Annotated in this window: 16 protein-coding genes and 9 pseudogenes; 18 read left to right on the forward strand and 7 right to left on the reverse strand. The window is 55.3% G+C overall.

What is annotated here, in order from left to right:
* Positions 1-6 precede the first annotated feature (6 nt).
* From dmpG to ACYZT9_RS13910, 5 genes and pseudogenes are all read left to right on the forward strand, one after another.
* On the forward strand, positions 7-1026 hold the full coding sequence (dmpG, locus tag ACYZT9_RS13890) for a 4-hydroxy-2-oxovalerate aldolase (protein ID WP_462006025.1): 1020 nt from the start codon (positions 7-9) through the stop codon (positions 1024-1026).
* A gap of 98 nt (positions 1027-1124) precedes the next feature.
* Positions 1125-1406, forward strand: coding sequence for an SDR family NAD(P)-dependent oxidoreductase (locus ACYZT9_RS13895; protein WP_462006026.1), 282 nt, complete (start codon positions 1125-1127; stop codon positions 1404-1406).
* Positions 1407-1528: 122 nt separating this feature from the next.
* Positions 1529-1879, forward strand: a pseudogene (locus ACYZT9_RS13900) (SDR family oxidoreductase).
* A gap of 74 nt (positions 1880-1953) precedes the next feature.
* A pseudogene (locus tag ACYZT9_RS13905) lies at positions 1954-2417 on the forward strand (SRPBCC family protein).
* Between the two features lie 542 nt (positions 2418-2959).
* Entirely contained in the window at positions 2960-3868 is a 909-nt protein-coding gene (locus ACYZT9_RS13910) for a LysR family transcriptional regulator (protein ID WP_462006027.1), read from the forward strand.
* An 81-nt stretch (positions 3869-3949) separates the two neighbouring features.
* On the opposite strand, the gene ACYZT9_RS13915 is transcribed toward ACYZT9_RS13910, so the two are convergent.
* Positions 3950-4888: a LysR family transcriptional regulator gene (locus ACYZT9_RS13915; RefSeq protein WP_462006028.1), complete on the reverse strand. Its 939-nt coding sequence runs from the start codon at positions 4886-4888 to the stop codon at positions 3950-3952.
* Positions 4889-5068: 180 nt separating this feature from the next.
* Between ACYZT9_RS13915 and ACYZT9_RS13920 the strand changes: the two are divergent.
* Positions 5069-5171: pseudogene (locus tag ACYZT9_RS13920) on the forward strand (helix-turn-helix domain-containing protein); the annotation flags it as partial.
* A 366-nt stretch (positions 5172-5537) separates the two neighbouring features.
* Here ACYZT9_RS13920 and ACYZT9_RS13925 read toward each other — a convergent pair.
* Entirely contained in the window at positions 5538-5666 is a 129-nt protein-coding gene (locus ACYZT9_RS13925; protein ID WP_462006029.1) for a hypothetical protein, read from the reverse strand.
* 174 nt (positions 5667-5840) lie between these two features.
* Positions 5841-6245: an MFS transporter gene (locus tag ACYZT9_RS13930; protein ID WP_462006030.1), complete on the reverse strand. Its 405-nt coding sequence runs from the start codon at positions 6243-6245 to the stop codon at positions 5841-5843.
* Positions 6246-6348: 103 nt separating this feature from the next.
* On the opposite strand from ACYZT9_RS13930, the gene ACYZT9_RS13935 reads away from it, so the two are divergent.
* The 10 genes and pseudogenes from ACYZT9_RS13935 to ACYZT9_RS13980 form a co-directional block, all read left to right on the forward strand.
* Complete coding sequence (locus tag ACYZT9_RS13935; RefSeq protein WP_462006031.1) at positions 6349-7245, forward strand: LysR family transcriptional regulator; 897 nt, start codon at positions 6349-6351, stop codon at positions 7243-7245.
* 410 nt (positions 7246-7655) lie between these two features.
* Positions 7656-8150, forward strand: a pseudogene (locus ACYZT9_RS13940) (SDR family NAD(P)-dependent oxidoreductase).
* Between the two features lie 481 nt (positions 8151-8631).
* Entirely contained in the window at positions 8632-9003 is a 372-nt protein-coding gene (locus ACYZT9_RS13945) for a transporter (RefSeq protein WP_462006032.1), read from the forward strand.
* Between the two features lie 110 nt (positions 9004-9113).
* Positions 9114-9545 carry a transporter gene (locus tag ACYZT9_RS13950; RefSeq protein ID WP_462006033.1) on the forward strand — a complete coding sequence of 144 codons (432 nt, stop codon included), beginning with the start codon at positions 9114-9116 and terminating at the stop codon, positions 9543-9545.
* 58 nt (positions 9546-9603) lie between these two features.
* Positions 9604-10547: pseudogene (locus ACYZT9_RS13955) on the forward strand (alpha/beta fold hydrolase).
* An 83-nt stretch (positions 10548-10630) separates the two neighbouring features.
* Positions 10631-11365 carry a pirin family protein gene (locus ACYZT9_RS13960; RefSeq protein WP_462006034.1) on the forward strand — a complete coding sequence of 245 codons (735 nt, stop codon included), beginning with the start codon at positions 10631-10633 and terminating at the stop codon, positions 11363-11365.
* 25 nt (positions 11366-11390) lie between these two features.
* Complete coding sequence (locus ACYZT9_RS13965) at positions 11391-11996, forward strand: isochorismatase family protein (RefSeq protein WP_462006035.1); 606 nt, start codon at positions 11391-11393, stop codon at positions 11994-11996.
* A 466-nt stretch (positions 11997-12462) separates the two neighbouring features.
* Positions 12463-13440 carry an IS5 family transposase gene (locus tag ACYZT9_RS13970; protein WP_462006036.1) on the forward strand — a complete coding sequence of 326 codons (978 nt, stop codon included), beginning with the start codon at positions 12463-12465 and terminating at the stop codon, positions 13438-13440.
* Between the two features lie 346 nt (positions 13441-13786).
* Positions 13787-14557: pseudogene (locus tag ACYZT9_RS13975) on the forward strand (PAS domain-containing protein); the annotation flags it as partial.
* Positions 14558-14665: 108 nt separating this feature from the next.
* Positions 14666-15100, forward strand: a pseudogene (locus ACYZT9_RS13980) (methyl-accepting chemotaxis protein); the annotation flags it as partial.
* 97 nt (positions 15101-15197) lie between these two features.
* On the opposite strand, the pseudogene ACYZT9_RS13985 reads toward ACYZT9_RS13980, so the two are convergent.
* The 3 genes and pseudogenes from ACYZT9_RS13985 to ACYZT9_RS13995 form a co-directional block, all read right to left on the reverse strand.
* A pseudogene (locus ACYZT9_RS13985) lies at positions 15198-15444 on the reverse strand (SDR family NAD(P)-dependent oxidoreductase); the annotation flags it as partial.
* A 321-nt stretch (positions 15445-15765) separates the two neighbouring features.
* Positions 15766-16149 carry a reverse transcriptase domain-containing protein gene (locus ACYZT9_RS13990; protein ID WP_462006037.1) on the reverse strand — a complete coding sequence of 128 codons (384 nt, stop codon included), beginning with the start codon at positions 16147-16149 and terminating at the stop codon, positions 15766-15768.
* A 5-nt stretch (positions 16150-16154) separates the two neighbouring features.
* A complete protein-coding gene (locus tag ACYZT9_RS13995) occupies positions 16155-16667 on the reverse strand; it encodes a reverse transcriptase domain-containing protein (RefSeq protein WP_462006038.1) in 513 nt (170 codons plus the stop codon).
* 650 nt (positions 16668-17317) lie between these two features.
* Here ACYZT9_RS13995 and ACYZT9_RS14000 point away from each other — a divergent pair.
* Positions 17318-17827, forward strand: a pseudogene (locus ACYZT9_RS14000) (IS66 family transposase); the annotation flags it as partial.
* Positions 17828-18144: 317 nt separating this feature from the next.
* Here the strand turns inward: ACYZT9_RS14000 and ACYZT9_RS14005 are convergent.
* Positions 18145-19017 carry a LysR family transcriptional regulator gene (locus ACYZT9_RS14005; protein ID WP_462006039.1) on the reverse strand — a complete coding sequence of 291 codons (873 nt, stop codon included), beginning with the start codon at positions 19015-19017 and terminating at the stop codon, positions 18145-18147.
* 124 nt (positions 19018-19141) lie between these two features.
* Here ACYZT9_RS14005 and ACYZT9_RS14010 point away from each other — a divergent pair, with 124 nt between their 5' ends.
* On the forward strand, positions 19142-20221 hold the full coding sequence (locus ACYZT9_RS14010; protein ID WP_462006040.1) for an alkene reductase: 1080 nt from the start codon (positions 19142-19144) through the stop codon (positions 20219-20221).
* Positions 20222-20231 lie beyond the last annotated feature (10 nt).

The raw sequence follows: 20231 nt of genomic DNA on the forward strand, positions 1-20231 counted from the left end.
TCGACCATGACTTTCAATCCCGGCAAAAAACTCTACATCTCCGACGTGACCTTGCGCGATGGCAGCCATGCGATTCGTCATCAGTACTCGCTGCAGAATGTGCAAGATATCGCTCGCGCCCTGGACAAGGCCAAAGTCGACAGTATCGAAGTGGCTCACGGAGACGGCCTGCAAGGTTCGAGCTTCAACTACGGCTTTGCCGCACACACCGATCTGGAATGGATCGAGGCTGCGGCCGATGTCATCAGCCACGCCAAAATTACTACTTTGTTGTTGCCCGGCATTGGCACGGTGCATGACCTGAAAGCGGCCTACAACGCAGGTGCCCGGGTGGTGCGCATCGCCACCCATTGCACCGAAGCGGATGTCTCGAAACAGCACATCGAATACGCCCGCGAGCTGGGCATGGACACCGTCGGGTTCCTGATGATGAGCCACATGATTCCGGCCGAGCATCTGGCCGCGCAGGCCAAGCTGATGGAAAGCTACGGCGCGACCTGCGTGTACATGGCCGACTCCGGTGGGGCGATGAACATGCAGGATATCCGCGAGCGTTTCCGAGCGTTCAAGGCGGTGCTCAAGCCGGAAACCGAAACCGGCATGCACGCCCATCACAACCTAAGCCTGGGCGTGGCCAACTCCATCGTAGCGGTGGAAGAGGGCTGTGATCGCGTTGATGCCAGCCTGGCCGGCATGGGGGCGGGGGCGGGCAACGCGCCCTTGGAGGTGTTCATCGCCGCTGCCGAGCGACTGGGTTGGAATCATGGAACCGATTTGTACACGCTGATGGATGCAGCCGATGACATCCTCCGCCCGCTTCAAGACCGTCCAGTGCGTGTTGATCGCGAAACGCTGGCACTTGGATATGCAGGTGTTTACTCGAGCTTTCTTCGCCATGCCGAAGCTGCCGCTCATCGCTACGGCTTGCGCACTGTAGACATTCTGGTCGAATTGGGACGGCGAAAAATGGTCGGTGGGCAAGAGGACATGATCGTCGATGTAGCACTGGATCTGACCTGCCGCTGATTGGTGCAACAGGGCAACAGTCTTTGGTGGTTTTACGGGATTCCCGATCGTTGCCCCGGTAAATACAGTAAGTGGCATTACAAAACGAGAGTGTGGATATGAGCAACCTTGACGACCGGAACATCATTATCACTGGCACCTTGGGCGGCATTGGCCGTGCTTCGGCACTGGCTTTTGCCAAAGCGGGCGCGAGGGTTGTGCTGCTTGATCGCGATACCGCAGGTATCGAAGAAACCGCCAGTGCTGTCACGGCTGCCGGCGGCAAGGTTTATTCAATCCCCTGCGACGTTACCGACGAAGACGCTGTGGCCGCAGCAGTCGATGATGTCGTCACTCGATTTGGCCGTCTGCATGGCGCGTTCAACAATGCAGGTGCCTAGCAAAGCAATTTGCCTCTGCATGAAATCTCGTCTGAGGCGTGGGATCGCATTATCCGCATCGACCTGACCGGTGTTTGAAGCATCAGATCCGCACCAGGTTGAACAGAGGCGGTAGCGCCAGCGTGAACACCGCTTCATCCCTGGGCTCGGTAGCGATTGCTGCTGCATCGGGCTATATCGCTGCCAAGCATGGGGTGGTCGGTTTGACCAAGGCTGCGGCCCTCGACTACGGCACCCTCAACATCCGGGTTAACACGATCATGCCAGGGATTATCGAAACGTCGATGATCGTACGTGCGAGCGAAGAGCCCAATTATGCCAAACAGTTCGCTGCATTGCGCTAACGGCACCCCATTGGCCGCTTCGGAAAACCGGAAGAAACCGCGAAGGCAGCGCTTTGGCTACTGTCCGATGACGTCCGTTTTATGACCGGTACGGCAATGGCCGTGGACGGTGGTTACCTCACCGTTTGAAAACCCCTGAAAGACTGTCCCTGACACTCGACAAGCAGTCGGTCACCTTTGAACCTGAAACCCCGGAGTACTTCATGACCAATGTAAGTCGTCGCTTAAAAGTCAATGCCCCTGAGGAATCGGGCGGTGTGAGCCTGACCGCAGCTAGGTATGGGAAGGGTTGGTGAGCAAGGCCCGCAATGCGGTGCCGTTTCTTGATGCCGTTACCGAATGCAATGTCGTTGAGGATCAGAGCAATACCTTTATCCGCGAAGTGGTGCTACACGGTTAGCGTCTTCAGGAAATGGTAATCCTCACTGAAGAACGGCAAGTCGAGTTCTTGCGCCTTTCCGGCAATGCCCGCGGCGTTATAAAGAACGTCATCGAAGAAGAGGATGGTGATCTATTCCTTCGATTCTCCTTCGACTTTTCCCTGCCGGGCGTACCGGCAGGCAGCGGGAAGGAAGTCCAGTTCTCCACTGGCATGCAGGCGTCCTACCTGGGCGCGGTACGATCCACCCTGCAAGCCATCCGTAACAAGGTCAGCAAATCGGCATAAGTTTTAATGCAGCAACCAAACATAAAAAAATAAGAAATGATGCATGCCATAAACCATGTATTGACAGGTATGTTTGAAAGTGTTGATCGGATGTCGTTCGAAGGTTTTATGGGCTATTTGACAGATGACGTCGTGTTTCGGTTTGGCAATTCCCCGAAGTAGTGGGGAAAGAAGTTGTCAGGGAGGCGATTGAGTTATTTTTTTCCAAAATCGTCTCTACGGAGCATGTTCTTCAAGGCAAGTGGGAAGGCGACACGACAATCACGCGTTTTGATACTTATTACACCAAGCATGCCGGCACCATTATCAATGTCCCTTGCTGTGTCGTTGTTCGCTTCAATGCATCCCGACTGATCAATGATTATCGAATCCACATCGATCTTTCAACAATTTACAGTAGTGCATCTGTTGGTGATGTAATCCACGTGTGCACATAACTACTCAATGAGTTCCCGTTTTGCTGCACTCGACGGTCAAAGCCCACGAGGGCTTTGCTGGCAGGTGCAGTGTGTTGGTTTTCGAACATCAGTAAAGGCATCGTGATGAAGGATTTGAATCTACTCTATACCTTTGAGGCGTTGTGGCGAGACCACTCAGCATCAATTGCGGCGCAGAACCTGGGTGTTACGCAGGCAGCCGTCAGTGGTTCGCTTAAACGGTTACGAAATGACTATGGTGATAGGTTGTTTACGTTGGTCGGTCGCCGAATGGAGCCCACACCGTTTTGTGTCCATATCGCGCCGCGACTGTTGGCATCTCTTGCGATGGTCAGGGAGGCTGGATGCCAGATGCCGGCGTTTGATCCAAAAAGTTGTGAAAAGTCATTTATCTTTCGAATGCGCGACATTGGCGAGGTCGTTTGTTTACCACCCATATTGAGCGAATTGTCCAGGGTCGCACCTCAAGCGCGTATACACACCGTTGTGGGTGGGATGGATGAGACGCTCAATGGCCTGTCCACTGGCAGGATAGACCTGGCGCTCGGCTTTATGCCGACCCTTCAGACTGACATTCACCGTACACCAGTTATTTCTCAGCATTACGTCTGTGCCATGCGCAAAGACCACCCCTTGACAAATCGCGGCCTGAGCCTTGAAGCCTTTGTCAGCAGTGAGCATTTGTTGGTGGAGTCCGGTGGTAGCGGTCACCAGGCACTGGAGCGTGCCCTGATCGATGCGGGCGGCAGAGACTGCATTAAAATGCGCACCCCCCAGTTTCTGTCCGGTCCGCACTTGCTGCTGAATACCGACATGATCTGGACGTTGCCCATAGCCCTGGGTAAAACCCTGGCGCGCTTTTATCCTCTCGCCATACACCCGCTGCCTCTGCAAATACCCTCCTTCGAGATCGATCTGTACTGGCATGACCGGTTTCACCGAGACCCGCAGAACAAGTGGTTGAGAGAAATGGTTGGCCAGGTTTTGCGCAGCCAACAGTCGGCCTGGCGATAGTCGCGCTGAGAGGGAACCGCGGCCATCAAGGCGTTATGTTCACCTGGCTCAAAACATCAACCGGCGCGGCTTTCACCTTCTTCAAGCGACCCGCTCAACGGTGATGCTGCGTTCCTGGATGCTCTGGGGTAAATGGAGGTTCAGGTAGTCGATCAGGCTGCGCACGGAGGGCAACATCCCCTTCGGTTTGGGGTAGAGCAGATGGATGATATGCGTTGCACCGGTCCAGTAGGGGATGACAACTTCCAGAGCCTTCGCGCGCACAGAAGCTGCAGCTATGGGCTCTGGCAACAAGGCGACGCCTAATCCATTGACGGCGGCCTCCAACTGCATACGTAGGTCATCACATATGAGACGCGGTCGGTGGCTGACCAGCAACTCTTCGCCTGATGAATTGCGCAAGAGCCAGCGGCCGGCGCCATCATGGATGTCACCGGGACGTGAAAGCGTCTCGATTTCCGAAATGGCCTTGATCGTGGCAGGCCTTCCGACACGATCGAGAAAGCGCGGACTGGCAACCAGAATCCGCCGGGTTGCGCCTATTTCCTTTGCGACCAACCCGGCCGTTTCTTCAATCCGGGAACGCGATCGCAAGGCCACGTCGAAGCGTTCCTCAAAGAGGTCGACCTCTCGATCTACCGCATTCAACTCAAGCCGTACCTTTGGATATTTTTCCATATACCCAGGCAGCAGGGGGGCCAAATAACTCTGCGCCATGACCTGAGGACAACTCAGGCGTACCAACCCGACGGGCTCACGTCGAAGATGCTCCACACTTTCATAGGCGGTTTGTGCACCCTCGACAACGGGTTGGCTGAGCGTAAAGAAATGATGGCCGGCTTCGGTCAGCGAAACCTGGCGCGTTGTGCGATGCAACAGTCTCGCCCCCATTCGCAATTCCAGATTGGCGACATGACGACTGAGCAACGTTTTTTCAAATCCCGTTGCCCGTGCCGCTGCCGAGAACCCTCCATGTTTGACCACCAGTACGAAGTAATAAAGGTCATTAAGGTCTTTCATGCAGTTGACGCTCTCCTGCGGGGGACGTTGAGCAACCGTCAACGGCACTTGGCACTGTACTGATTGAGTTCGAGGCATGTGGAATGGCTTCGAAGGCTTACGTGGCTATCATTGATCAAAGTGGATGCGGGATAAACTGGCTACAATTGAAATGACTGATCCACTGATGGAGCAATCAACATGGAACATCTGAAAGACATGGCGCTGTTCGTCGAAGTCGTTAAAGCCCATAGTTTTCGCAAGGCCGCAAAAGCGATGGGCGATGCCGAACTCGACCTTGTCGCCAGCACTGGCTACACCGAAACCGATGAGAAATACCATTACAGCCAACTGATAGGGATCACCCAACAAATAACCAGTGATTGCATTGACCAGAGCCTTCACCGAGTACGAGAGTGTTAGCCACAGGGTAGGGGCCGACGCGATCCATCAGCAAGGCCATGAGAACGGCGCCGACGGTACCTCCCAGCGGCACAATGGCGTCAATACGCGAAGCGTAAGCGATATCGTAGCCGGCCTCTTTAAGCAGGGTCGGCAGCTAACTGGTCAGCAGGTAGAACATAAAGAGCGAGCATAAGAAGGTCACCCACAGCAGCAGTGTTCGGAGCATCCGGCCGTCGATGAACAGGTGCGAGATCGGCGACCTGACCTATGCCGGGCGTTCGACATCGAGGATCGTTACACCGGCCCAGCTTTTTCTGTTGATGCGTTCGACCACCCGGCGTAAGGCGTAGGCGTGCTTGGCCGAGGGCGCCATGAACCGAACCGACTCGGGCATTAGCCAACATTGGCAGCAGCGCCAGCGGCATGACGCCTCCGAGTACCAGAACGGAGCGCCAGCCGAACGCAGGAATCATGTGCGGGGCGAGCATGCCGCCCAAGGCAAGGCCAGCGGTGAAGCCACTCCAGCTCAAGGTCACAATGCGTCGGCGGGCAGGGGAGTACTCGGCGCTCAAGCAATGCACGCTGGCATCGCACCATCTGGGCCAATTCCGGTGATGAAGCGCAAAGCCGTAAGTGACTCGATCGAATGGGTAAAGGCACTGGCGAGCGTGGCGAGGCCAAACACCGGCCCTGAAATCAATAAAACGCTCTTGCGCCCGAAGGCATCGGCGATCGGCCCCAGTATCAGGCTGCCGGTCATCATTCCGGACAATCCAGTGCCGAAAACCGGTGATAACTGGATAGGCATCAGAACCCATTCTTCGCGCAGTGACGGGGCGATATATCCAATGACTGCTGTATCGAAACCATCCACTAGGACGATGAGGAAGCACAGGGCAAGGATAACGATCTGGTACGGCGAGATCTTCGCGTTGTCTATGATCTCGCCAATTCGGGTGTTGTCAGGATTCATGCGGCAACCTTCCGTTTTTTTTATGTGGACGGTATCGTCGCCAAGCGCTTTAAATAAAAGAAGCCAATTCTAATTATTCAAACAATCTGGTTTTGTTATACCTATGCGCACCGACCTCAACTTGCTTCGCGTCCTGCTAGCTATTTATGAAACCGGCAATGTCACCGCGGCGGCGAAGCGGCTCGGCATGAGCCAACCCGCAGCCAGTGCTGCACTGGCCCGCCTGCGCCTTTCACTGGGCGACCCACTGTTCATTCGCTCGGGCAACCTGATGGAGGCGACGCCACGTGCGCAAGGCATCATTGAACGCACCCGCGAGGTCATTCAAATCATCGACCGGGACATCCTCATCGGCCCGACCTTCGACCCCGCTACTAGCGAGCAGGAGTTCGTCTTTTGCCTGAGCGAAGTGGGTGAAGTGGTCTTTCTACCAGCGTTGTTCCAGAGCCTGCGAAGCGCGGCGCCGAATACACGCATCCAAACCGTCAGCCTGGCACCCGATGAGCTTGTGGAGAACCTGCATGAAGGCCGGGTCGATGCGGTGCTTGGCTATTTTCCCGACCTCACTACCCCCAACATCTATCAGCAACGGTTGTTCTCCCATGACCTGGTCTGCCTGATCCGCCTCGATCATCCGCTGGCAGGGGAGCAACTGTCTCTGGAGGATTTCATCAGGCTGGAACATCTGCAGGTACGTGATGGCAGCCGTCGCCAGGAAATGTTCGAAGCCCACCTGACCAAGGCAGGTATTCACCGCAACATCGTGCTGCAGACTTCTCACTACATGAGCGTGCCATCAATCATCGAACGCTCTGATCTGATCGTGGTGTTGCCACGGACCGTTGCCAACATGTACACGCATAATCTGAATGTAAGAATAGTCGAGCCGCCGGTGGACATCCCACGCTACGACCTCAAGCAGTACTGGCATGCGCGTTTTCACGAGTCCCCCAGAAGCGTCTGGCTGCGGCGTTTGATCATGTCGATATTCAACGGGTGACGTACCTGGAAAACCGCTGTGGTCAGATCCGAAATAAAACCGCCTCTTGAATTTCTGACCCTGCCTGTCATCTTCCTTATGGACCCTTTCACCGTTATTGTTGCATGAGAGCAACAGTTCTTGGTGATTTCCGTGACTAGTCAATAAGTAGTGGTCTACCTACATTTCGGCAACTCATCAATAGCAACGACGGAACGGTGTGTTACTGCACCATATATTCTTATAAAAACAAGCAGGAAGAGTAATCATCTGCAGGGTAAAGTTTGCATTATTACCGGCACTGATGGATCCATAGGGCGAGTGGCTGTGTTAATTTTCGCGCACCAAGGCGCCAAAGTAGTGGGGTATGACATTTATCATGAGGCTGCGCTCAGGAGACAGTTGATGCCGTGAAGTCCATGGGCGGGGATATGGTCTCATTAAACAATTGTGACTTAACAGACCTTGCCAGCTGCGCACGCTTGGTCGAATTGGCTGCATCGGAATATGGGCGCGTCGATGTGTTATTCAATAATGCGGCGATGGCCTATTTTGAATGGATCGATCAGAAATCAAACGATGACTGGCATTGAACAATCGATCAGGAACAGAATTTGGTTTTCCATCTTGTACATGCAGCCTGGCCGAAGTTAATCAAGTCTGGGGATGCTTCCATAATTAACACGGTATCTGTTTCGGCATGGTCGACCTACCGTATGCTCCCCGGAACCGCTCATCGCGCGGCCAAGGGGGCCATGCTTTCCATGACTCGCCAACTGGCGCTGGATGGCCGGAACCATGGTCTACGCGCCAGCAGCATTTCCCCGGGGCTGATTGAGTGCAAACAAACAATCCTTTCCTTTTCTGTAAGGCCCCGAGTGGGCTTAAACGATGGTGGCCAAGGTGATGCTGGGGCGTTTGGGTAAGCCTGAAGAAGTTGCGGCCACTGCTGCATTTCTGGTGTCTGATGCTCTTTCTTCACCGGTACCGATATTCGGATCGATGGTACCACTGCCTGGTAATTATGCTCGCACTGTTGCCAAATCATGTTGAATTAAACCTTAACTGTTCAGTTGGGCCAGCCTAAAATAAGGAGTGACTCTATTTGCAAATAATAAATACCCCTTGAGGTAAGCACTGTTGCTGTGAGGCGTTATACCGATTGTTCTAGTTGTTCTAGTTGTTCTAGTTGTTCTATTTGTTCTAGTTGCTCTGTTTGTTTGCATGAATCTTCGTAATCAAATAATAATCTATACGGGATCATCTTTATGTTGCGCATAAAAGCTTTGCGGCTCAGCAATAGTTCTCCCTTGCTCTGCACGGCAGCCATGCTGCTGACGTGCGCCCGCTACCGTAAATAACGGAACCGCTTCACCACTCGGTCTTAACACCGTATTGGCTGGGCGAATGCCACCGCTAGGATTTACCACCTTTTTTTACAGCTCCGCTTACGAGTCGACTGAACTAAAGGAGGCCTATGGACGCAGCATAGCCGGGATTGTGGACATCGACCTCAGTTACCAGTCACTGGGGGTATGCCTGGACTACGTCTATTCCGACTACACATTATCGGGCGCAACGCTGGCCAGTCGTGCCGCTTTACCCTACATAAAAGGCCAAGTGAGTTTATATACAGAAACGCCCCAAGGACGTGTCCGCAACAGTGGCAAGGATGAAGGCCTCGCCGATTTGGCGTTTACACCACTGTTTCTCGGTTGGAGCTCTCCCCGTTTCCATCACATGCTGGGTGTGGATTTTTATGCACCCACCGCTTCGTAGGACAAGGATCGGCTGTTCAATGTGGGAACCAATGTTTGGTCCTACTCGCCGTGATACTCATTAACGGCGAACCCTATAGAGGAGGTGGAGATAAGCGCCAAGATTCTCTAATGATAAACGACAAGAATCGTGCGACTGATTACCGGTCGGGGCACGAGCTTAATGCTGACTACCATCTTGGCTACAGCTTGAACAAAAATTTGCAGATTGGGGTCAGTGGGTATTTGTACAAACAGGTGAACGATGATGAACGTCACGGTGAGTCTGTGTCGGAGGATGGGGATCGAGGCCACGTCGTTGCTTACGGCCCTGTTGTGAAATATCAAACCCCGGAATTTGGCGTACTGGTGAAGTGGCAGCAAGAAACGCTTGTCGGAAAACCGGGCTCGCGGCGAGCGACTCTGGCTCCTGGCGGTAATGCGATTTTAAGCCTGGCCTACAGGCTTCATCTGCTGAGCAGGGGCGCCAGTTATGGCCCTTACAGATCCTTGCGTGGTGATTGGTGCATAAGCACAACAGTCCTTGGTGATTTTGCTGTCTAGTCAGTCCCTGATGCCTCATTTATGGTCTGTCGATTAGATCGATCAGACGGGCTTTGGGATGCTGCAAAAGGAACACTTCAAAACACTGAGCGGCTTCGGCTCCGTGCACACCGTACCCAAGCTGCCAACGGGTTTTACTGACATTTTCGAAAGTTACGAGATCGCTGCCAACGGCGTGAAACTGCTCGCCGTCATTGGCGGGCAGGGCAAGCCATTGCTACTGCTCGGGGGCTGGCCGCAAAACTGGGTTGCGTGGCGTTACCTGATGCTTCCGCTGGCTCGCACGTTCACCGTGATCGCTGTCGATCCAAGGGGCATCGGGCTCTCGGAAAAAACCCAGGAGGGTTATGACTCACGGACCCTGGCCAAAGACATGTTTGCGCTGATGGGCGCCTTGGGGCATGAGTCCTTCGCCATGGCCGGCCCATGACATCGGCATGTGGACCGGTTATGACATGGCACACGAGCAACCCGCGCGAATCGAACGGATTGCGCTGGGCGAGGCGCTTATTCCTGGCGACGGAGTCTCCGCCATTGCTGCCTGAGCACCGCTGGCTCAGTGATATTCTCTGGCATTTCAACTTTAATCGAGCACTGGGCATCAACGAGCAACGGGTCAGTTGTCGCGAACAGCGCTACTCCGGCCATCAGTTCCCGACTAAAGCAGGCTCGCCAAAGGCCATCCCCCGTTACGCGGTCGACTTCTGCATCGAACAACTCAAGCGCGATCCACAAGCCCTGCGGGCCAGCTTCGATTATTGCCGCGCAATCGATCGGTCGATTCCACAGAACCAAGCGCGCAAAGCAACTCGCCTCACCTTACCGGTGCTGGCGTTTTCGGGTGCACTTGCCTGTGGCGACAGTGTCGAGGCCGAGTTGCGCACGGTCGCTTCGAATGTCGAACCCGTGGTTATTCCGGATTGCGGTCACTATCCGGCGGAGGAGCGCCCGGAGGCACTGCTGGCCGCGTTTGAGGCGTTTTTCGTGCCCTATGCAGGCTGACCCATTGCCGTTCGGTGAGAGATGGTGGGGCTACACTCATTATTGCGCATTGAACGACACCACTAGTACTAGAGGCTGCTGTCATGTCTGTCGTTATCGTCCAGCTTTGTCGCGCCAACCCCGGCGGCCATTTCCACGTTTACGGTCTGCGCACCGAGCCAGAGTTGATCTCTCCCTTCATCGGGGTCGACCATTACTGGATGGACGCGCCCACCTTTGCGCCGCATCACCATGCCGGCATTTCGGCGTTGTCCTACCTGCTTCCCGATTCCGAGACGGGGATGGCCAATCGTGACTCGATCGGCACCCAGAACGTGATTCAACCAGGCGGCCTGCACTGGACCACCGCCGGCCGTGGCGTTACTCACGAGGAGGTCCCGGCTGAAACCGGAAAAACTGTTCACGGACTGCAGATATTTGTCGCTCTTGCTCCATCACGAAGAGACATCGCTCCGTTCCCGCTGGTACTCGAAGCGCAGGATGTGCCGGTCATGCAGGAGCCAGGTGCCTACGTGCGGGTACCGTTGGGAAGCTATCGTGAGATGCGCTCCCCGCTGAGTCCACCGACCGAGGTAACGATACTTGACATCTCTCTGGAGGAGCATGCCGATCTGAGTGTGCCTATTGCCGCAGGCCACAGTATGTTCATCATCCCAATCGAGGGCACGGTGGAGGTGGCGTCCCAACGCTTCAATCGCGAGGACCTCAAGCTTCCGGTATTCCCGGCGCAAAAGGCTTCGCGCGAGGTCACGTTAAGAGCCCCACAGGGCAGTGCCAACGTGGTGCTGTTCAGCGGGCCTCCGCTACCCTTAGTTTGAACCCAACGAAACGAGGATTTCTATTATGGCTGCAGTACGATTCACCGCAGAGAACGCCGCTTTGTTGCTGATCGACCATCAGGTCGGCACGATGCAACTGATCAAAAACATAGACCGTGAGTTTGCCGCCAAGCAGTCGATTGCGTTGGCCAAGATGGCGAAGATCCTCAACATGCCGGTCGTGATTACGTCCAGCCAGGAAGATCAAGCCCAGGGCCCGATTCTCCCGGAAATCGCCCAAGTGCTTCCAGAAGCGCACGCAGCGCGGATCAAGCGTCCCGGTGTGGTTAATGCCTGGGAATACGCCGACTTCCGTGATGCAGTGCTTGCCACTGGGCGCAAGCATCTGATCATGGCCGGTGTGACCACCGACGTTTGTCTTATCTTTCCGGCAATCGATGCTGCGCTCGAAGGCTTTGCCGTGCAGGCGGTGTTGGATGCTTCGGGCTCGCCCAGCGATCTTTCCGAAGAGTTCGCCCGTCAACGAATGCACGATGCCGGCGTCGTGCTCACCGCCACCAATACACTCATGGCGGAGATCGGACAGGATTGGTCCACACCTAACGGACAGCAATTGATTGGCTTGTTGTTCACCGATGTATTCCCGGCCTTGGGTGCCGGCATCCTGTAAAACCGGATCCCGTCGCGTTGCTCGAGCACAAGGTTCGTCGGGCGACGCGACGGTTCCCGGATCAGTTGGCTGCCGCAAAGCGAAGATGTTCAGCGCTGATCCGGCTTGAATAGGTGACCAACCCGCGGCTTGAGGTGACATCAGAAACAGCAGCGAGACACCCACCGGGTTGAGCATACCGGCCAAATACATGGCAAAAGGATTGCGATCTTTGTAAGTCTATTCCTTTCGGCATATCTAATACAAAACCCATACATAGATCTCTAATAGTTACAAGAAAAACAATGGCCGTTGACGTTTTACTTAGACGGTGAATGCCTTCGCTGCACTCGAGGAACAGGGATCCTGCGCCGACGCGCCGAAGTGGCCATCATCCTATGGGCTAGGCGCCTCTAGGGAAACTCTGAAAAAGACTTCCATCTCTGGTGAAATACGCACCTCACACGAACCGAACGGTTGAGCCCCGATGAAACAGATGTCCTTCGCCGATGCCGAATATGCCGGCAAACGTAAGCAGACCCGCCGTGAGCGCTTCCTAATCGAGATGGATCAGGTCGTGCCGTGGAAGGGTTTGATTACCTTGATCGAGCCGTATTATCCGAAGGGTGACGGTGGGCGTCCGGCGTATCCGTTGTCGGCCATGTTGCGGGTGCATCTGATGCAGAACTGGTTCGGTTACAGCGATCCGGCGATGGAAGAAGCGCTCTACGAAACCACGATCCTGCGCCAGTTTTCCGGGCTGTACCTAGATCGGATTCCCGATGAAACCACGATCCTCAACTTCCGGCGCCTGCTGGAAAAACATGAGTTGGCGGGCGGGATTTTGCAGGTCATCAACGGCTATCTGGGTGACCGTGGCCTGCTGTTGCGCCAAGGCACCGTGGTCGATGCGACGATCATTCATGCGCCGAGTTCGACCAAGAACAAGGACGGCAAGCGCGACCCGGAAATGCACCAGACCAAGAAAGGGAATATGTATTTCTTCGGGATGAAAGCGCACATTGGCGTCGATGCCGAGTCCGGTTTAGTGCATAGCGTGGTCGGCACGGCGGCGAATGTGGCGGACGTGACTCAAGTCGATCAGTTGCTGCACGGCGAGGAAACCTACGTCTCTGGCGATGCCGGTTACACCGGCGTGGACAAACGTCCTGAACATCAGAACCGCCAAATGATCTGGTCGATTGCCGCCCGGCCCAGTAGCTATAAAAAACACGCGAAAAAGAGTTTGATCGGTCGCCTGCGCCGCAAGATTGAATACGCCAAGGCGCAAGTCAGGGCCAAGGTTGAACATCCGTTTCGAGTGATCAAGCGTCAGTTTGGTTATACGAAAGTGCGCTTTCGTGGTCTGGCGAAGAACATCGGTCAGCAGACGACATTGTTCGCGTTGTCGAATCTGTGGATGGTGCGAAAGCGATTGCTGAGTGCAGGAGAGGTGCGCCTGTAATGCGGGCTAATCGCCCTGAAACGGCGCGATAGAGGGAAAACCATGAGTTAAGAGCAGAAAAGGTCTGGATTTCGACCGAATAAACGTTTTTTGAACCTCAAGCAGAGAGGGCATCAAAAATCGGTGGGTACTTCAGACCTTCCCTAGGGACTCGTTCACGACGCGTCATGAATGTTTGCGTCTGATTGAGCGCCACAATTACTTCAGGACTAGAGAAATAGCAAAACTGGCCAGCGCGGTAAAACACCTACTTGAAGAAAAATCTATGGGCCTCGAGTCTTAAAAACAGGCTCCACTAACGCAAGAACCTAGCTGTATCCCACCTACCAGTATTTATGGAGTCATAATGTTTGACAGCCGTCTGAAAAAAACACTCCAAGATCAGCGCAACGAGTTGTACTTACTTCGTAAACTAATGGGGCAGATGAACCGTGGCATGCTGTCAATCAGGCTCGATGCGCAGACACGCATCATCGAATTCAACCAGCACTTCGCACAAACGTTAGGGTATTCAGACGAACGCCTTAAAGGACGTCCTCTGTCCGAATTTGTGCCCCCATACGTCAAAAACCTGCCCTGCTTCCACGCGTTCAAATCTGCCGTGGCGAAATTTGAACCTATTAGTGGCGACTACCGCTATCTGCGCTCAGATGGCAGCCTTGCTTGGTTGAAATTGCATTGGTTTCCCATACAAGACGAAAGCGGCCAGCTGTCCTACATTCAGGGCTACGGTAGCGAGATCAGCCAAACAATTGAACAGATCAAAGAGAATGAGGCCTTCACTAATGCGCTTAATCGATCTACGGCAGTTATCCAGTTCAACCTGGACGGTACAGTTGTCACAGCTAACATCCAGTTCCTCAAAGCTATGGGCTACTCATTCGAACAAATTGTAGGCAAGCATCACCGAATGTTCTGTACTGCCGAGGAGGCTAACTCCTCCCACTACGCCGCCTTCTGGAAAACGCTCAACACTGGAGAATATGTTGCTGACCGCTTTAAGCGAATTGACGGACGTGGCCGCGAAGTTTGGCTTGAGGCGACCTATAACCCCGTTTACGACACAGAGGGCAAGCTGCAGAAAATCGTGAAGTTTGCAAGCGTAGTAACCGATCAGGTTGCAAGGGAAACGGAGGTGAGGGAAGCGGCAGCAGTCGCCTATGACGTTTCCTTACAGACGGATGTGAGCGCCGAACAAGGTGCTGCAGTCGTCCAAAAAACCGTACAGACAATGCAGCAGATCGCCGAACAGATGCAATCGGCCACTGATAGCATTGAGGCTCTCGACAAGCAGTCGCTATTAATCAGCTCCATCGTGCAGACCATTGGCGGCATTGCATCGCAGACTAACTTGTTGGCGCTTAACGCTGCCATTGAGGCTGCTCGTGCAGGAGAACAAGGTCGAGGCTTCGCAGTGGTTGCTGACGAAGTACGTCAGCTTGCGGGCCGCACAAGCGCGGCAACGGAAGAAATCGTGAGTGTCGTACAGCAGAACCAGGCGCTTGCAAGTCAAGCTGTTCGCGAAATGTTCAGCAGTCGAGAGCAGGCCGAGCTAGGACTGGCCCTGGCTATCCAAGCCGGCGACGTGATTGTGGATATTCAGGACGGTGCCAAGCAGGTCGTGGCCGCAGTCGGGCGCTTCGCCAATGAGCTGCAATAAATCTGTAGCAGCCTAAACAACCGTTACGATCTCCGATCGTCTCAATTCTCCAAGTTACTTTGGCATTGGCTTCGAAGTTGCTTACGACCAGGTACTAGCAGGTGCCAGCGTTTAGGATGGCCTGATCCAGGTGACCCCACCGTTGCTCGATTCGCTCGCCCATGGCTCGAACTTCGCGTGGATCGGTCAGGTCGCCTGGCAGCAGAAGTACCTGTTACGGCTACTCCGCGTGTAATTTTTCCTGGGCCTGTACATTGCGCGCGAAAATGGCCTTGGCTCATAAGAATCTCCGCCAGGGCGGCGCCGATGCCGCTGCTGGCGCCGGTGATCCAGATGCGTTTCATGCCAGACTCCCTTTCAACCAGCAAATCACTGTCCCCATTAACGAATCGCGGTAGGGATGGCAGTTACCTGCCACCCCCCCGCACAGATCCGTACGTGCTGAACTACCGCGTACGGCTCCTGCCTTGGGTACGTGACGCGAAGCGATCCTCAGGATACGGGTGTGCATTCTTTGGGCTCGGTATGTAGTGATCTGTGAGCAACCCGAAGCGAGTCCATTGCAGCCAATTTCGCTGGCTGCGTCGCCCGAGAGCCTGACGCCAATATCGGCATAGAGCCTTCCTAAAACCACTCAGCAGTTTCAAGTTTCCTGGCACCGCGTGTTAATCGAAGTAACCACTCACCACCCGAGTGAGCCATTGCCCTTGAGCCCGGATGGGTTCATGACGTCGGCGCTTCAGCTCATCCCAAATAGCCAGCAGCGTCGCACGCATTCGCTGCTTGACCGTCAGTCGCAGTATTTGAAACCCATCGCCTCTGTTGGTACTACAACAGTGCGTGAAGCCCAGGAAGTCAAACGTCTCCGGTTTACCTAAGCCTCGTTTTCTACGATTTCTTGCAGAAGAACGACCAAACTCAATCAGCCGTGTCTTCGAAGCGTTGAGCGATATACCGAACCTGGCCAGCCGTTCCTGCAACTGCACCAGAAACTGCTGAGCCTGCCATTGCGTCCTGAAATCCACCACGCTGTCATCCGCGTAGCGCACAACGATCACATCGCCACGGGCTTGTCGCTCGCGCCACTGCCTCGTCCACAGATCCAGCACGTAGTGAAGATATTCGCCAGCAGCGGCGAGATCACTGCGCCTTGGGGAGTCCCCTTGATCGCAGCCACCCTATGGCCATCCTCCACAACACCCGCTTGAAGCAATTTGCAGATAAGTCCAAGCAGGCGCCGGTCTGCAATCCGGTGTCCCAGAAACATCAGCATCCACTCATGGTCGATCTCATCAAAGATCGACGTGATATCCGCATCCAATATCCAGTTCACCTTCTGGCCCTTCAGCGCGACCGTCAACGCGACCAGCGCATCGTGCTGGCTGCGCCCCGGTCGAAACCCGTACGAGAATCCCAGGAAGCCCTCTTCGTAGATGACATTCAGAACGGTAACCGACCGCCTCCTGTACGATTTTATCCTCCAGAGAGGCAATGCCCAGCGGACGCTGCCTGCCGTCGACGTTGGGGATATAGACCCGCCGCGACGGCGTTGCCAGATAGGCTCCACTGTAGAGCCTTGCGTGCAAACTAGTCACCCGCTGTAGAAGACTTTCCTCATATTCTCGCCACGACATGCCGTCCACGCCCACCGCTGCATCGCGGCGCAGGGCATAAAAACTCTGCGCCAATAACTGCGGTGTGATGTGGTGCAGCAATGCCGTAAACTGCATGCCCTTGTCCCTTCGGGCTGCTTCACGTACACCTTCAAGTCCCATCGACGCGCAACTGATCCGGCTCATTCCCTGGGGCGCGGGAGGCTTGTTGGTGTTTCCCTTGGCTATGTCCCTTTCCTCCACTATCTCCGCAGGGTCAGGCCCTTTGTTCGATGGCTTCTCAGGTACTACGGACGTATCCGACTTCTCGGCGGCGTAGACAGCAGGGTTACGGCTTTTGGCCTTTTTTGCTCCGCCCGGTGCTTGCGCACCGGGCGCCGCTGAGATTTCCAAGTTTCTGCGCGAAGGACTTCCCGACGAGTCCTGACCAAGGCAGCTTGCTCGACGACCTGCTAGATGCTGCATTTTTTTGCTGCCCGAAAGGGATCTCGATGCTGACCGCCAACCTGGTTCGAAAATGGATACCTGCTTATCGTGATCTTCAGGCGCCGGCGCTGCCCGCTTTCGTTCCGCTGAAACTGGAGTGCGCATGAGCAAATGCTTGTCAGATATCGCAGCCATCGAAGCCGAGCTGAACGCGGTCAATCCGCCACCTGCCTCGGCCGAGCCACGCCAGAAACCCAAGCGTGCGCCTGCGGGTGCCAGCTTCAACGCATTGGCGAAAACGTTTAGCGAGAAGCTCGATTACACATCCAGCGTGTTCACCGTCGAACAGCATGTGCGTGGGAAATGGGCCTGCCGCCAGTGCGAAACGCTGATCCAGGCCCCGGTGCCGGCTCAGGTAATCGACAAGGGCATCCCGACCGCAGGCCTGCTGGCTCATGTAACGGTGGCAAAGTTCGCTGACCACTACTTGCCGCTGTACCGGCAAGAGAAAATCTTTGGCCGAGCCGGCTTGATGATCGCCCGCTCGACGCTCGCGCAATGGGTTGGACAAACTGGCGTGCAGCTCCAGCCTTTGGTCGATGCGTTGCGTGAAGTGGTGCTGGCCTAGGGTGTAATCCATGGCGATGAGCCCCCCGTTCAAATGCTCGCGCCAGGCGAGAAGCGCAGCAGGCTCGGGCCGAAACATTGGAGCAACCACTGTTGCAGGTCCGCCAAGTTGCTGTCGCCAAGCGTAAGCCGCGGAGTCGAAAATCCACGGCGTCGAAGAGTGATCGTTGAAATAAAATGATTGCGCTGACCGTCAATGCAGGTTCCGGGCGCTCGCACCATGGGCAGCCTTCGAAATGAAGTTCTTGGCGACAGGTAATCGGCCCAGGCCGTGTAAAAACGTTTTAGGACAAGACCGACAGTCGGAATCGGAACGAAAATCGCGCTCCTAGCAAATTTTTTAACTGCTGAATAACCAAACACCTGCAGATTTTACGGTCAACTGCGGTTGAACTGTTCAGTAAGGAAATCTATCAGCACACGAACTTTGGCCGGCACCAAGCGGGTCTCGGTAATGATGTAAACTGGAAGGGTTTGTACTCTCCACTCCGGTAATACGCGTTGCAGTCGTCCGCTAGCAAGGTCCTCGCCGATCATCTCGTCCACCAGCATGGCAATACCCTGGCCGAGCAGGGCCAGGCGACGAAGCATGCCGATGTTGTTCAGCAGGTAACGGCCGCATACTGCGAGGCTCAGTTGCTGGTCAGCATTTTGCAGGACCCAAGGCGCATCGAGCATGCGCAGACACTGATGTTGCAGCAGTGCCTGTGGGCTTTCAGGCATGCCATGTCGAGCCAGGTAGGCCGGGCTGGCAAACAGGCTGCGCTTCAGGTTGCCAAGGGGACGAGCAATCAACTGCGAGTCCGCCAGGGTACCAATACGAATCACCATATCAACCGGATCGCTGACTAGGTCTAGGCGCTTCGGAGTGAGATCGAGGTCGAAATGAATCAGCGGGTAGCGTTCGGCAAATTCGGCCAATAGCGGTGCCAGGTAGACCACGCCGAAGTCGATGGGTATGGACAGGCGGATCAGGCCGCTGGGGTTGTCTACCAGCTCGGAGAGTTCTTCATGGGCAAGGCGTGCCTCGTCGACGATGCGTCGACAGCGCTCGTAGTACAGGCGACCGCCCTCGGTGAGCTCGATGCGCCGTGTAGTCCGGTTAAGCAGGCGCAGACCGATACGCCGTTCGAGTTCGGCGATGCGTCGCGAGACCGTGGAGTTGGGCATGCCGACCGCCTCGGCAGCGCCGCGAAAGCCGTTGGCTTTGATCACTTCGACGAATAGCGCCATGTCATTAAGCAGTTTCATACGATGCTCCATTGCTCCGCTGGTGGAGCAATCATTCCTGATTTGTTGACTTTATCTTATACAGGAAGGACCGGATGATCCGCTCACGCCTGATATCCCTCTGCGTGGTTCTGGAGAATTTCGTATGACCGCTCAACTGCTCAGCCCGACGCGCCTGCATGATATTGACCTGCGCAACCACATGGTAATGGCGCCGATGACTCGCTCACGGGCCGATGCTGCCGGTGTGCCGCGTGCGACCACGGCCACCTATTACGCCCAGCGTTCCACTGCCGGGCTAATCATCAGCGAAGCCATCAATATTTCGGCAGACGCAGTCGGCAGTCCGCTGACTCCCGGCCTTTACAGCGAGTGGCAAATTGCCGCCTGGCAGCAGGTGACGACGGCAGTGCATGCTGCAGGTGGCAAGATTTTTGCGCAGCTGTGGCATACCGGCCGTGTAGGTCACTCCAGTGTGCGAGGCGGTTTGTTGCCGGTGGCACCGTCTGCTGTCGCGATTCAGGGCCAGCAGCATTTCACCTTGGAAGGTATGAAGGATTACGAGGTACCGCGCGAGCTGACCTTGAACGAAATCAAGGCGGTCATCGTCGATTACCGGCGCGCCGCTGAAAACGCCAAGCGTGCTGGTTTCGACGGCGTGGAGCTGCATGCCGCTTTTGGCTACCTGCCTAACCAATTCCTGGTGGACTCTGCCAACCTGCGCACGGACGAGTATGGAGGCAGTATCGCGAAGCGCAGCCGTTTCGTGCTGGAAGTGATGCAGGCGCTGATCCACGTGTGGGGCACCACTCGCGTGGGTATCAAACTGTCTCCGGTGATTCCGTTCAACAGCATGATCGACAGTGATCCGTTAGCGCTCTACAGCCACTTGCTGGGAGAATTAAATACCTTGCAACCCGGTTATGTGCACCTGATGCGCGCGCTGTTTCCACTGGACAACTTCCCTCATTGGCCGCGTGACGTACTGGGAACTTTCGGCCCTTTGAGCCGCAGCCCGCTGATTACTAACGGTGGTTATGACGATGTCAGCGCCGAGGCAGCGCTCAAAGCCGGTGAGGCGGCACTGGTGTCATTCGGCACCTCCTTTGTGGCCAATCCCGATCTGCCGGAGCGCTTTGCCCGGGGTGCCGAACTGGCTCAGGCCGACCGCGCTACCCTCTACGGTGGCGAGGACGCAGGCTTCATCGACTATGCAACGCTGTAAAGGAGGTCAC

This window comes from Pseudomonas sp. ZT5P21 (assembly GCF_054897785.1).

Coding starts and splice junctions, on each gene's coding strand:
- dmpG (WP_462006025.1), top strand. CDS start 7: ATGACTTTCAATCCCGGCAAAAAACTCTACATCTCCGACGTGACCTTG.
- ACYZT9_RS13895 (WP_462006026.1), top strand. CDS start 1,125: ATGAGCAACCTTGACGACCGGAACATCATTATCACTGGCACCTTGGGC.
- ACYZT9_RS13910 (WP_462006027.1), top strand. CDS start 2,960: ATGAAGGATTTGAATCTACTCTATACCTTTGAGGCGTTGTGGCGAGAC.
- ACYZT9_RS13915 (WP_462006028.1), bottom strand. CDS start 4,888: ATGAAAGACCTTAATGACCTTTATTACTTCGTACTGGTGGTCAAACAT.
- ACYZT9_RS13925 (WP_462006029.1), bottom strand. CDS start 5,666: ATGCCCGAGTCGGTTCGGTTCATGGCGCCCTCGGCCAAGCACGCCTAC.
- ACYZT9_RS13930 (WP_462006030.1), bottom strand. CDS start 6,245: ATGAATCCTGACAACACCCGAATTGGCGAGATCATAGACAACGCGAAG.
- ACYZT9_RS13935 (WP_462006031.1), top strand. CDS start 6,349: ATGCGCACCGACCTCAACTTGCTTCGCGTCCTGCTAGCTATTTATGAA.
- ACYZT9_RS13945 (WP_462006032.1), top strand. CDS start 8,632: ATGCCACCGCTAGGATTTACCACCTTTTTTTACAGCTCCGCTTACGAG.
- ACYZT9_RS13950 (WP_462006033.1), top strand. CDS start 9,114: ATGATAAACGACAAGAATCGTGCGACTGATTACCGGTCGGGGCACGAG.
- ACYZT9_RS13960 (WP_462006034.1), top strand. CDS start 10,631: ATGTCTGTCGTTATCGTCCAGCTTTGTCGCGCCAACCCCGGCGGCCAT.
- ACYZT9_RS13965 (WP_462006035.1), top strand. CDS start 11,391: ATGGCTGCAGTACGATTCACCGCAGAGAACGCCGCTTTGTTGCTGATC.
- ACYZT9_RS13970 (WP_462006036.1), top strand. CDS start 12,463: ATGAAACAGATGTCCTTCGCCGATGCCGAATATGCCGGCAAACGTAAG.
- ACYZT9_RS14005 (WP_462006039.1), bottom strand. CDS start 19,017: ATGAAACTGCTTAATGACATGGCGCTATTCGTCGAAGTGATCAAAGCC.
- ACYZT9_RS14010 (WP_462006040.1), top strand. CDS start 19,142: ATGACCGCTCAACTGCTCAGCCCGACGCGCCTGCATGATATTGACCTG.